A 12,446-nucleotide genomic window follows, 5' to 3' on the forward strand; every position below is an offset into this window, starting at 1 on the left:
GCTCCCCCAGCTCCCTCTGCTCCCCCATCTTCCCCATCTTCCCCATCTTCCCCATCTCCCCCAGCTCCCCCAGCTCCCCCAGCTCCCCCAGCTCCCCCAGCTTCCCCAGCTCCCCATCTCCCCTATGAAGCTACACGATTATTCTCCAAGGCGACAAAATTATCCACTGGGCGCACTTGTTGCAGCAGATTTTGTAAATTTTCCCCTTCAATCACCTCCGTTGCTAATATCTGTTGTGCAATTTGTTCGAGTAAATCGCGATTGTGATTGAGAATCGCTAAGGCTTTCTGATGAGAGGTTTCCACAATTTCTCGCACTTCCACATCAATCGCTTTTGCCGTTTCATCACTCACACTCCGGCGTATATTCCCGCCACTATTGCCCAAAAAACTATTGCCTTGAGCCTGATTATACGCCAAAGGACCCAACACTTTACTCATGCCATAGGTCGTGACCATGCGTTCAGCTAACTCTGTGGCGCGTTGCAAATCATTCGCCGCCCCTGTGGTGATATTACCAAAGACAATTTCTTCTGCGGCGCGTCCTCCTAATAGGGTGGCAATATCGCCGCGAAGTTCCACTTCATTCATCAAAAAACGGTCTTCTGTGGGGAGTTGCAGTGTGTATCCCAACGCAGACATTCCCCGTGGCACAATGGAAATTTTCGCGACTTTACCACTTCCTGGCATTAACGCACCCACTAAAGCATGACCAACTTCGTGATAAGCGACAATCTTTTTCTCAACATCGCTGAGAACCCGGCTTTTCTTCTCTAACCCCGCCACGACTCGTTCAATGGCTTCAGCAAAGTCGGCTTGAGCAATGGTTTCCTGTCGCTTACGGGCGGCTAATAAGGCGGCTTCATTGACTAGATTGGCTAAATCCGCCCCAGCAAACCCAGGAGTCCGAGTTGCGATCGCGTGCAGATCCACATCCTCGCCTAATTTGACTTTTTGGGCATAAATGCTTAAAATTTCTTTACGTCCAGCTAAATCAGGACGGTCAACCAATACCTGACGGTCAAAGCGTCCTGGACGTAACAAGGCGCGGTCTAAGCTTTCGGGGCGGTTCGTCGCCGCGAGGACAATCACCGTCGCATCTCCAGCCGCAAATCCATCCATCTCGGTGAGCAATTGGTTCAGCGTTTGTTCCCGTTCATCATTTCCGCCACTATGGAAATTCCCACTACTCCGAGATTTGCCGATCGCATCCAATTCATCAATAAAGATAATACAGGGTGCCTTCTTTTTTGCCTGATCAAACAAATCCCGCACCCGCGCCGCACCCGTACCCACAAATAGTTCCACAAACTCCGAAGCGGAAATACTAAAGAAGGGAACCTCGGCTTCCCCAGCTACCGCTTTTGCCAAGAGTGTTTTCCCCGTTCCTGGAGGTCCCACCAGCAGTACCCCTTTAGGGATTCGCGCCCCAATTGCGGTAAAGCGATCGGGGTTTTGCAGGAATTCGACAATTTCCACTAATTCTGTCTTGGCTTCCTCCGCCCCCGCGACATTAGCAAAGGTAATTTTAGCCGATTCTCCTTCTACATAAACCTTTGCCTTACTTTTACTAAACGAAAGCGCACCTTCAGCGTCTCTGTCATTGCGGCGCAGGAAAAACTGAAAGGCGGCAACGAGGATTAGCGGCGGAACCACCCAACTTAACAGACTCAGTAACCAACCATTTTTGGGAGGAGGCGCAGCAAAAAATTCAATCTCCTGTTCCTGAAGCGTGTTCACCAAGTCTGGATCATAAACCCTGAGTGTGGCATAGATTTGTCCTTGTTGCTCATCCGGGTTGAGCAGTTCATCGGTTGGGTTGAGCGGATCGTCAGATGGTGAATTTAACGGATTGTCGGGTGTGTCCAGATCCGGTTCTACTTCTGTGTCTAGGGGCGGTTCTGGCGTTTCCAGCAAGTCTTGAGTGGCTTGGAGAGGATCTTGAGTGGCTTGCAGCAAGTCTTGAGTCGCCTTCAGGGGATCTTGAGTGGGCTTAAGCTGAAAAATCACTTGGTCTTCCCCCACCGAAACCCGTGTGACTTTACCGTCGTCCAGTTGGTCGAGAAATTTGCTATAGGGTACTAGGGGAAACCGAGGAGATTTGGGTACAAACAAGTACCCTAGTAAGCATACACTCGCCAGAATCAATAGAATAAGACCAATCTGGCGACCGTGGGGCGATTTCGGTTTGTCTTTAATACTCATACATTTGTTATCTGCACGCTTGATGCCGTGGGCTTGGGTGGATGGGAGAATTCCTATTTTTAGGGTAGCAAGTTAGCACTCCCTAGCCTAAAGAGGTGGGCATTCTTCATTCACCAGGAGCCGGAACCTTCACTTCGGAAAGAGGACATGGTTTTACCTCGTCCGGAATGTGAGCCTTCCCCTCCAGAAGCCCAGTTTAGGCAATGCGAATTTGATACAAACCTTACAGCCTTCTGTCCTCTGTCTTCTGCCTTTTTGGACTAACGCTCATATTCAACATAATCCACTTGTCTATCATCAAGAGGAGGCGGTATTACTTCAGTGCGCCGCCTAGCTGAGGGGGCATAAGGAAGCGCATTGTAGGGATGGGGGACAACGTAAGTCGTCCGAGATGGACGGGGTTGTTGTTGTCGCGACAGCACTGCTAATAATCCCACAACGACAACACCACCACTAATCGTTACCGCCATACCACCCAATCCCCAAACCAAGCCGGAAATAATCGAATTATCTTGCTCAGACTGCTGCACAGGAGTTACAGGGGGCGCTGCTTCAATCCGAGGGGGTATGAAACTATTGGGATTATTGGGATTAGTTTGTCCCATAAGATTGTCAATCAACGCTTGCTGGTTTTGCACTTGAGCTTTTAGCTGTTCCGTTTCAGCGCGTTGCTGTTCCAGCATACCTTTCAAGCGTTCTACTGTAACCTGTTGCTGTTCAAAATCATTACCGGCAAAACCCGGTGTCGTCTGAACTGGCATTTGCGGGTTCTGCCCATAAGCCGGATTATAGGGATTATAAGGATTGCTCTGTGGAAGTTGAGCGGTTTGAGAGGGAGGGGCATTGGTAATGCCAAGACTGTCTCCGCCTTTCATCATAAACAGAACCGCTACCCCCGCAAAGGCAGCCCCTGTTAGGAATGCCATACCATCACTCATCACTCTTACCTCACATTTAAAACTGAACTACCACTCATTGTTACTGATACAGGCTGACTGCCGTTGGTGAGACTTGACTCCTTATGAGTTTATACGTCATTGAGTCTATTGGGGGGGTTCTCTAGCTGTTGTCCGTTTTCTAATTGAAAACGAGAAAGGCTCAATTGTCCATCCCCAAGGATTTTAAAGCGTTTCTAGGCAGTATCACCAGGGTTATAAGAATTTCTATAGTTCCTGATATTGGTATCAATTTAAACCCAAATGCTCGGAATTGACAGACAGGTTTCGCCCTCACCCCTATCCCCTCTGCCAAGCCTGGGAGGGGGGATAGAATTTTTCCAGGTGGGTATTTTAAGCTACCTTAGGTCTAGAATTCAAGGTAAATCTACTCTACTATAGCCGCACAATCCGGATTGTGCTTCGATTCTAGACCATCTCGCTCTCCTGCGATCGCGCTTTCCCTATCACTTCATTGAAAGCTAGGGTAGGTAAGGGATAGGGAAAAATTTTTCGAGATGAGCGATCGCGGATACCTTAGCCGTTTTCTCAACCTGTGACAACTTGATCCCCTGAGCAGTGATTCATAATAATCACTAATCTAAAGCAGACGATGATCCCCTGTCTGTGGGAGAATAGAACAGGACTGACGCTTGCTTCATGCTTTATCGGATCAATAGCGACTATTAGCCTTCTTGCGGGTATGGGTTGTGCGTCAGGTATCAAAACAGCCGACTTAAAAAGCCACATCTACTGCTGCTCACTACACAATTAATCTATGTCCACAGCCCCCAAAATTATCTCACAAAATCGATGCTTCGGTGGTACAGTTGGCTTTTACTCCCATCACTCTCAAACCTGCAACAGTAAAATGCGGTTTGCTGTTTACCAACCGCCTCAAGCCAAATCTGAACGAGTCCCGGTTCTCTATTTCCTTTCGGGCTTAACCTGTACTGAAGAAAATTTCATGGCAAAAGCGGGGGCGCAGAAGTTTGCGGCAAAGTACGGATTAATGCTGGTGACACCGGATACCAGTCCCCGTGATACGGGAATTCCGGGAGAAAATGACGACTGGGACTTCGGTACAGGCGCGGGTTTTTACGTCGATGCGACAGTAGAACCCTGGTCAGAACATTATCAAATGTATAGTTATGTCGTTGAGGAATTACCAGCAATCATTGCCCAACATTTCCCGGCTCAAATTGATCATCAGGGCATTTTTGGTCATTCTATGGGGGGTCATGGGGCGCTGATTTGTGCCTTAAGAAATCCTGAGCAATATACCTCTGTTTCGGCTTTAGCTCCCATTGCCGCACCAACACAATGTCCTTGGGGACAAAAGGCATTTACACATTATTTGGGTGAGGATGAAAAAGATTGGGACATCTATGATGCTAGCGAATTAGTGTTAGCCGTTGGATATAAGCGTCCAATTCTTATTGATCAAGGGACAGCCGATCCTTTTTTAGAAAAGCAGCAATTGCTTCCTGGTATCTTTGCCCAAGCTTGTGAAAAAGCCGGAGTTCCTTTAACATTACGCTTCCAGGAAGGGTATAATCACAGCTATTATTTCATTTCCTCGTTTGTGGAAGACCACATTCGCCATCATGCAAAGGCGTTAAAGCTAGAAGATTAAGATATGTACGATGCTGTTGGATGCTGTTGGTTGAAGGAAAGACCCCTCCCTAACCCTCCCCTGCAAGGGGAGGGAACCGGAATATATTTGTTATTTGGAGGTGCTTCCCAACTCCCCCTTCCGTATAAAAAAGCGAAGCATTCCCTCCCTATCAACGAACCCTCTATTACGTCTACAAAAACCTAGCGAATCCAGCCGTTCAAGCTGTCTTAGGTTACGCAAGTTCACCCCAGTTTATGCCGTCTTCAACGGTGCAACCACCCTAACCATCGTTTTTGGTTGAAGTGAAATTCCCAAAACTCCACTAATTTCTAATAATTGTGTCAGCGTTGCTGATTCATACTCTCTATCTTCATATCGCTGAAGCAGACTCTCTTCAATTCCCAGCCGTTGAGCAAGTTCTTTTTGGCTAATTTTAGCCGCAATACGGGCTTGAATCAAAATGCGGGGAAGCTGAGCAAGAGAACCGATTTCAAAAATGATTGGTTCGCTCTCATCCCGATTAATTAGAGCTTCATACTCCTGCATCTGGGCGGTAAAGTCATCGATCAGACTTTGGACTCCATCGACATTAAGTTGCCACATAATAGGATTAGTGTTCTTCAATTCATTATGCGCCCCTACAGTTTCTGGATGTAATTCTAATTCACCAATTAAGGTGTGTCACGTCAGTATTCTCCCTTCCCTATTGCCTGACGAATAACTAATGACAAATGACAAATGACGAATGACCAATGACAAAATCACACAACATTGGCAGGTTCGACTTGTGCCAAAAACTGGAACGCCTTAGCAATATAAGCCGCACACTGTTTAGGAGACGTATCATAAAAAGCCCGCCAAGCGGCTGCCTTATATTCGTCATATTTATCGGCTCGTTCTGGATATCGCTCCAACCAGCCTAAACGTACCGCATGACCAATTAAAACATCCAGGACAATGTATTCTTCAATTTCCAACTCTGGATTCCGTTCCAATATCGCGGCTAATTCCACAAGTGCCTCAATATTCACTTGTCGATAGGTTGGTACTTGAATTTTATTGAGTAAATGCTCAACCCGCAGAGCAAAATTCTTTTCCCCAGGTGTCATTTCTGAGAGCAGGGGTTGGCTATCCAGTCGATTGCGACGCTCTAATTTATCGCCAATCACCAAACCCTTACAATGTTTCATCACTTGCCAGACTTTCGGGTAAAAGTCTTTCGGAACCCGACCTGCACTACCATCCATTTGCCGTTTTCTCAGCCAATTTCCCGCCGTTGCTAGGTCTTCGTCGATATAGATTTGCTCCTCTGGCAATATCACCCAATTAATCGCATATTGCGGTTGTTTAACATGCAGCGATTCTTGTTGGCGTAATTTTTGGTTAACGCCTTCATACCCTGCCAAACAGGAACGCAGTCGCATTTTAATGTCAAAGGGACTTAAGCGCATCAATGCTTCATAAGCTTCATCCTGGGTCACGCCTAATTCAGCCGCTAATTCACTCGTCAACAGCAGGATTAAATACCCAACTCGCAGTGTGAGTAAGCCATCAACCAGATGCGGTTCGGATTTAATCAGAATACTCAAGTAAATCAGGATTTCCTGAGTTAAAACGCGATCGCGAATATCTTCTCGGCAAAATTCGTCAATCTTTGCCCGGAGTTCCAGATGAGACATTGGGTTTTTAATTAGAGAAGCCTCACTGTAAGCTTTGCCAACAGTAATCTGTTTCCCGCGCACCAAAATATCCGTTACCGCATCGGACAAACTAATTTCGACTTTATTCAGTAACCCCGCCGCTTGACGAATCACACCCCAGTAAGGCGATGCTCCTTCACTACTGGCTCTGGTATACACTTCATTCAGCAAATCCGCCACCGTCACCACTCGTTGAGGTTGACCAAATCCTGTATCAAAATCCAGCCCCCGCAAGTTTTTCAGAGTGCGTAATAATTCAATTTGCTCATAAAAATTTTCTGAATGCCGCAAACTATCGAGCAAGGGTTGGAGATTCGTTTCGCATTCCAGCAAGAATTCCTGCGTATGACTTAACGGACCATTTTTTCGCGGATGATTCCTCAGGTAATACTCAGGCGGTGCTGCATCTTGAACCGCAGAGTCGCTAAACTCAAACCCTTGCAGCGTATCAATGCGTTCAACGCCTGCTGTGAGCATTAACTGATTTAAACGCCCTAACTTGACCCGCACCCCATTACAGAATCCCTCTTGCAATTCTTGGATTAATTCCAGTAAAGCGGAACCCTGAAGTTGCTCTTGTCCCGGATGACTGGTTTCTTCTGCCGTCTGCACCATCTGATGAGTTAACAGCAGCGTCACCGTTGGACGTCCCAACTCACCCCAATGGCGTTGAATATACGTCAGTTCACTTTTAATTTGAGCCACCAGGAAATGATAATCCAGCGTTAAATAAAACTGTTGCTGGTCTAAAAACGCCGGCAAAAATACAATCGTTTCTTGCCCGAAGCGAAAAATACGAGATGTGGTCAAACTTCGCAGGCGTCGAATCGGGCGTCCAGTTAATCCCAAAGCGTCACACCGTCCAATTTGGGCATACAATCGGGATAAATCAGTCGCCTGACGTACTTGCACAGGATCGACTTGTTTGGGGGTCTGGGTGGCAATCCCATAAGCAGCCAGTTGCGCCTGTAATGCTTCATCCTCTGCCAACAGCGCAATTTGTACTACCGGATCTTGATGACGCCCTACGCAAAAATGACGCCCTAAGGGATCAACATCTCCCCGCGTAATTAATTCCTCATGAAGCATTTGGGCAAACAGATACAAACTCTGCGCCCAGACAAGCGGCAAATTTTCATTGGGTTTGCGATTCTGGGAACGGGGAGAAGCGCGTTCGGCTTCAATTTTGTCCTCAGGTACGTAATATACTTCCGGTAATAAGCGCATCCCATCTCGCTCAACCAGCAATGTATCCAAACGCCCCAGATAATTCCGCGCCCGTTCAATGTCTCCCCGGAACCAGCCATCTAGGGCTAAGTAGGTAAAAAATAGGGGCCACTCGCATTCAATATGTTCAAATTGTTGCAGTTCCCAGGGTTCATAATGCAAGCGGGTGGTATCTTCGAGTACGGTTTGATGTCCATCTCGCAGGAACCGCTTACACCCGTAGAGTCCTTGTAGTTTATCGACTATTTTCTGACGAGTTCTCTCCAGCAGTTCCACGTCTTCGATGGCAAATGCCGGGAAGCCGATGACACTTAACAGCGCCGCATCAGTTTCTTTGGAACTTGATTCCCGTGGTAATAGGGATTCTAACGTAATCCGCGATCGCGCAATTTCATCGGGGAGAACGTGAATCACGGAAGCTTGAGACCCCCGCACACCAAATAAATCTAGCCCGTTAATCGCCTCTAATGCGGCTTTTGCCATGCCTACGGAACTGGCGTTGAGTTCCGGATTCCCGTGATTAACTTTATTTCCCCGTTCCCAAATTCCGTAATCCGGTGTCCGATAGGTACGACCAATGTAATACACCAGATTCTGAATGAAATGCACTTCAGCAATGGTGTAAACAATGTGTAACCCTGATGCGGTCATCTGAGCCAGCATCAACAGGAATAGGGAGGTAGCATCAAGCTGCAAATGACCCCACTCATCATCCCCCACGACTACATCGCCAGTGCTGGTATCGTACTTGGCGTGCAGTGCGTCTAGCAGGGATTGGTTGTCTTTGAACCGTTCCACTTTGGCGGCTTGCCGCATCATACAAAACAGCAGCCCCCGCATCAGTTTGACCACACTTTGTTCTAGTTCAAAGGTGCGCCCACTATCAGCGTCAAGTTTGCGGTACGCTAAGGCTAATCCCCAAACCGCCAAAATGCTGTAAACGTTGTCCCTAACCCAGGCATCGGTGTAGTCACCATGGGCGTTGACGGCTGTACTGGCAGGTAATAATCCGGTAATTGGATTTTGGCGATCGAGAATAATCCGAATCTGCTGGTAATAATCGTTGAGTCGAGCGGGCAGTTGAGTGGCGGTGATAGACATCCCTTAATCAAACTTTAAACAAAATTTATTTTTCCGGAGTCGTTCGTTAAAGCTAATGAGTAATTTTTCTTAGTATTCCGGACATAATATTCACCTATCTTTCCGTCACCTTGACCCAATTCTTGTCGTTTTGCCAACAATTCGTTACATTAATTTACATAATGTAACCAAAACAACGAAGTTATGGACGAGCAACAGCAAAAAGAAGCCAAATTTGGGTTCACGGCGAACGCTGAGAATTGGAATGGTCGTTTAGCGATGATTGGCTTTATTGCCGCGTTGATTACGGAATATGTTTCCGGTCAAGGTGTGTTACATTTCTGGGGACTTCTGTAATACGGCATCGTACAGTCTTAAGCAGAATGGCACTGACTGGTATGCTGGTGGGTTGAGCGGAGTCGAAACCCACGATGGCGGCGTGACCCAGCTAAAATTGTGGATTAGATTTGACGTTTAACCCTTCGACTTCGCTCAGGGTTAAACCGGGCGCACGCCATGCGCCCCTACGGTTTCCGGGCGTAATTCTAATTCATCAAATAAGGTGTGCCACGACACTACGGTATATCAAGGGTTTCGGCGACCCAAAATGCACGCTTTTCAGCACCCTGGGTCTTAAGCAATGGGGAAAGAATAGCTGGGTGTTCAATCCTAGAACCCCAGCTTTCTGGTATTGTCCTAGTCCTAGCGGATATACTCCTTGAGAATACTGTTGCGATTAGGATGGCGTAGTTTCCGCAGGGCTTTTGCCTCAATTTGGCGAATGCGTTCGCGGGTCACGGCAAAGATTTGACCGATTTCTTCTAGGGTTTTCATCCGTCCATCATCTAACCCATAGCGCAACCGGAGAACGTCTCGTTCGCGGGGGCTTAAGGTATCCAGGACGCTTTCTAAGTCTTCCCGCAGCAAATTTTTGGATACTTGGTCTTCTGGCGTTTCACCATCGGCTTCGATAAAGTCACCCAGGCGAGAGTCTTCTTCTTTACCAATTGGTGTTTCTAGGGAGATGGGAAGTTGGGCAGATTTGGCAATAAATCGCAGCTTCTCGATGGTCATTTCCATGCGATCGGCAATTTCTTCTTCCGTGGGTTTGCGACCCAATTCTTGAGAGAGGATTTTGGTGGTCTTTTTGATCCGGGAGATGGTTTCGTAAAGGTGAACGGGGAGGCGAATGGTACGAGATTGATCCGCGATCGCACGAGTGATGGCTTGTCGAATCCACCATGTCGCGTAGGTGGAGAATTTGTATCCTTTCTCGTGGTCGAACTTTTCCGCCGCCCGGATCAGTCCTAAAGATCCTTCTTGAATCAGGTCTTGAAACGACAGACCCCGATTCATGTATTTCTTGGCAATGGACACAACCAGACGCAGGTTAGACTGCACCATTTTCTCTTTTGCCCGCCGACCCAGGAAAAGGCGTTTGCGAAAGGCGGGAAGTTCCATTTCTACCTCCTTTGCCCATTCTCCTTCCTTCGGTTCTCGCTCAAGCTGATCATACAAGCGATCGCGAATCCGTTCTAACTCTAACAAGTCAGCAATTTTACGCGCCAGTTCAATTTCTTCATCAGCCCGTAATAGCCGAATTCGACCAATTTCTTGTAGGTAGAGGCGAATGGAATCTTCGGTATAGTGCTTCTTTTTCGCTTGTGGGCGACGGCGGGTAGAACGCACCTTACCAGGCTTACCATCTGCCTCCTCCGGGGGTTGAACGGCTTCCGAGTTTACGTCCGCCATATCATCTTGAGTGGCGTCATCCTCTAGCAAGAATTCAAACTCGCTTTGAGGCTGAGAAATTGTTGCAAGTACGTCGTGTGCCTGGGTCATGCCTTTTTCCTCATGCTCCTTCAGTTAAAGACCAGTAGATGTCTAATAATCTACTTAAAAGTTTAGCCAGCGATTTCATCTTACTTTTGCATTCTAATCGGTTATTGAATTGTTGAGCCTGAGAAACTCAGATGAAATTTATTCCTCTTAACTCAATAGGGATATGAATGCCGGGTAAAGTAATTTTTCCTCCTGGCGGCTGTTGAGACTTTCTGATTCTAGCTTTAATTCAAAAAACTTGTTCGCGCTTTTGGGCAACTTAGATTGGCTGATAATCTTCAGCGGTTAAGAGCTTTTGCGCGAAATCGAAATGAATATTTGCCTAAAGAATGAAACCATTATAGATTGTCTTTCCTCGATTTGCATGGGCCAATGAATTGAGGGACTAAAGTTTAACTTGATGGAAGTACGCGAATAGAGTCGTAAGCTTTACTGTTACGCTGGGGAAAGCCATCGAAACTGAATCCGTCTGCTTGATGTCTCCCGGTTATGTCAATCCTTCTTTAATGTACTCTGGGACTCGACTGGTTCGTCCCGGACAAATCGCTGAAATGTGATCAGCCATTTTAATGAAGTTAGCTGACACTTCAACAGCCTTAGTTTCTCTAGAGTTCATGAAACACCCTATTTTAGTACAAACGTTCTGTTCTGTATTGAGAGAATTCTTCTTCTTTGACCACGTTAGCGAAGTTCAGCGTACATGCAACAAATTTTTTGAGGGTAGAGGTAATGCATAAGTCACGAAGGCTCGATGGTGTGTAAAACATTTGTTTTAGCACACAATAGGAGTAGTTGTGTTTAAAATCTGAATAAAATTCGCCGAGATGGTTACAATACGTAACGCTTATGTCATCTTGTGTAAACTGGCAGTCGGAGATGGAGATAAGGCAGAGGGGAGACAGTAGAGGGGAGATCTAACTCATTTAACTCTATATATAGTTGAAATAATGCCAGTTTTTGGCTGATGCCACTCTACAGATAGCGCTAGCGAGAACTGAGTTCGCAGTCAGAATGCCTTATTTGAGTTGCCAGAGTTGGTCAATGGTCACAAAGTTAAATCCTTGATTCAGTAGGATTGGGATTAACACGGCTGTGGTTTGGGTAACATCTTCTCCTCCACAGTAACCATCATGCAAGACCAGGAGTGATCCATTCTGTACTTGCTGTAGGACTCGCCGGACAACGACTGAAGTCCCAGGACGTACCCAGTCTTCTGGTACAACACTCCACATCACAGGTCGGTAATGCCATTGGTGTAATAATCTGAGAGTTTGGGGAGTAAACAGACCATTCGGGGGGCGAACATCCCGCAGGCGATCGGAGTTCAGTCCACAAGCTTGGGTAATTGTGGCTTGGGTTTTTTCTAAACTTTGCTTGAGTGCATCGGGTGTCAACAACGGGAAGGAATGGTGATGATAACCATGCAATCCAATCCAGTGACCCTGTGCGTACACTTCACTAGCAACGGTTGGGGCTGATTGAACGCAAGTCCCTAACCAAAAAAAACTAGCTTTGATATCGTAGCGCTCTAGGACTTGCAGAAGATGGGGGGTGTACTGAGGGTGAGGACCATCATCAAACGTGAGCGCAATGGTTCGCGACTGGGGTGAACCTGACCAAAGACAATCAGGAAAGACAGTTTTCAGAATTGGGTACAGCAGGGGATAGAGGGGGGCAAACTGCATAGGGTAGGAGGGGGAGCTGACAGGTGTAGGTTTTTTACTTTAGGGTGGGGATAAGACAAGGGAGACAAGGAAGGAAAGTAGACAAGGAAGAGAAGAATTGTATAGCTCAAGAAGTATTCGGAGTAAAAACTGTTCGTGGAAATAAACCATTTAAG

At 46.9% G+C, this 12,446-nt stretch carries 9 protein-coding genes; 2 read left to right on the plus strand and 7 right to left on the minus strand.

Annotated features, from left to right (window positions below):
• Window positions 1–122: 122 nt before the first annotated feature.
• Together ftsH and RIG66_RS15955 are read right to left on the minus strand one after the other, a co-directional pair.
• Window positions 123–2,204 carry an ATP-dependent zinc metalloprotease FtsH gene (ftsH, locus tag RIG66_RS15950; RefSeq protein ID WP_446379635.1) on the minus strand — a complete coding sequence of 694 codons (2,082 nt, stop codon included), beginning with the start codon at window positions 2,202–2,204 and terminating at the stop codon, window positions 123–125.
• A gap of 260 nt (window positions 2,205–2,464) precedes the next feature.
• Window positions 2,465–3,130, minus strand: a complete 666-nt coding sequence (locus RIG66_RS15955) for a hypothetical protein (RefSeq protein ID WP_446379636.1) — start codon at window positions 3,128–3,130, stop codon at window positions 2,465–2,467.
• A gap of 787 nt (window positions 3,131–3,917) precedes the next feature.
• Between RIG66_RS15955 and fghA the strand changes: the two genes are divergently transcribed.
• Window positions 3,918–4,775 (plus strand): S-formylglutathione hydrolase, encoded by an 858-nt coding sequence (gene fghA, locus RIG66_RS15960; protein WP_446379638.1) that lies wholly within the window; start codon window positions 3,918–3,920, stop codon window positions 4,773–4,775.
• Window positions 4,776–5,009: 234 nt separating this feature from the next.
• Here fghA and RIG66_RS15965 read toward each other — a convergent pair whose 3' ends face one another.
• Both RIG66_RS15965 and RIG66_RS15970 read right to left on the minus strand, forming a co-directional pair.
• Entirely contained in the window at window positions 5,010–5,360 is a 351-nt protein-coding gene (locus tag RIG66_RS15965; RefSeq protein WP_446379640.1) for a helix-turn-helix domain-containing protein, read from the minus strand.
• A gap of 158 nt (window positions 5,361–5,518) precedes the next feature.
• Window positions 5,519–8,785, minus strand: a complete 3,267-nt coding sequence (locus tag RIG66_RS15970; RefSeq protein ID WP_446379642.1) for a glycoside hydrolase family 15 protein — start codon at window positions 8,783–8,785, stop codon at window positions 5,519–5,521.
• Between the two features lie 183 nt (window positions 8,786–8,968).
• On the opposite strand from RIG66_RS15970, the gene RIG66_RS15975 reads away from it, so the two are divergent.
• Window positions 8,969–9,121, plus strand: a complete 153-nt coding sequence (locus RIG66_RS15975; protein WP_446379643.1) for a chlorophyll a/b-binding protein — start codon at window positions 8,969–8,971, stop codon at window positions 9,119–9,121.
• A 345-nt stretch (window positions 9,122–9,466) separates the two neighbouring features.
• Here RIG66_RS15975 and rpoD read toward each other — a convergent pair whose 3' ends face one another.
• The 3 genes from rpoD to RIG66_RS15990 form a co-directional block, all read right to left on the minus strand.
• Window positions 9,467–10,606 carry an RNA polymerase sigma factor RpoD gene (gene rpoD / locus RIG66_RS15980; RefSeq protein ID WP_446379645.1) on the minus strand — a complete coding sequence of 380 codons (1,140 nt, stop codon included), beginning with the start codon at window positions 10,604–10,606 and terminating at the stop codon, window positions 9,467–9,469.
• A gap of 487 nt (window positions 10,607–11,093) precedes the next feature.
• Entirely contained in the window at window positions 11,094–11,222 is a 129-nt protein-coding gene (locus RIG66_RS15985; protein WP_006104794.1) for a hypothetical protein, read from the minus strand.
• Window positions 11,223–11,622: 400 nt separating this feature from the next.
• Entirely contained in the window at window positions 11,623–12,291 is a 669-nt protein-coding gene (locus RIG66_RS15990; protein WP_446379647.1) for a polysaccharide deacetylase family protein, read from the minus strand.
• Between the last annotated feature and the right edge of the window lie 155 nt (window positions 12,292–12,446).

This window comes from Coleofasciculus sp. E2-BRE-01, assembly GCF_040221695.1.
Lineage (GTDB): Bacteria > Cyanobacteriota > Cyanobacteriia > Cyanobacteriales > Coleofasciculaceae > Coleofasciculus.

What these genes read in the sequence shown, in the direction of transcription:
- RIG66_RS15975 (WP_446379643.1), top strand. Translation starts at nt 8,969, where the DNA reads ATGGACGAGCAACAGCAAAAAGAAGCCAAATTTGGGTTCACGGCGAAC.
- rpoD (WP_446379645.1), bottom strand. Translation starts at nt 10,606, where the DNA reads ATGACCCAGGCACACGACGTACTTGCAACAATTTCTCAGCCTCAAAGC.
- RIG66_RS15970 (WP_446379642.1), bottom strand. Translation starts at nt 8,785, where the DNA reads ATGTCTATCACCGCCACTCAACTGCCCGCTCGACTCAACGATTATTAC.
- ftsH (WP_446379635.1), bottom strand. Translation starts at nt 2,204, where the DNA reads ATGAGTATTAAAGACAAACCGAAATCGCCCCACGGTCGCCAGATTGGT.
- RIG66_RS15990 (WP_446379647.1), bottom strand. Translation starts at nt 12,291, where the DNA reads ATGCAGTTTGCCCCCCTCTATCCCCTGCTGTACCCAATTCTGAAAACT.
- RIG66_RS15965 (WP_446379640.1), bottom strand. Translation starts at nt 5,360, where the DNA reads ATGTGGCAACTTAATGTCGATGGAGTCCAAAGTCTGATCGATGACTTT.
- fghA (WP_446379638.1), top strand. Translation starts at nt 3,918, where the DNA reads ATGTCCACAGCCCCCAAAATTATCTCACAAAATCGATGCTTCGGTGGT.
- RIG66_RS15955 (WP_446379636.1), bottom strand. Translation starts at nt 3,130, where the DNA reads ATGGCATTCCTAACAGGGGCTGCCTTTGCGGGGGTAGCGGTTCTGTTT.
- RIG66_RS15985 (WP_006104794.1), bottom strand. Translation starts at nt 11,222, where the DNA reads ATGAACTCTAGAGAAACTAAGGCTGTTGAAGTGTCAGCTAACTTCATT.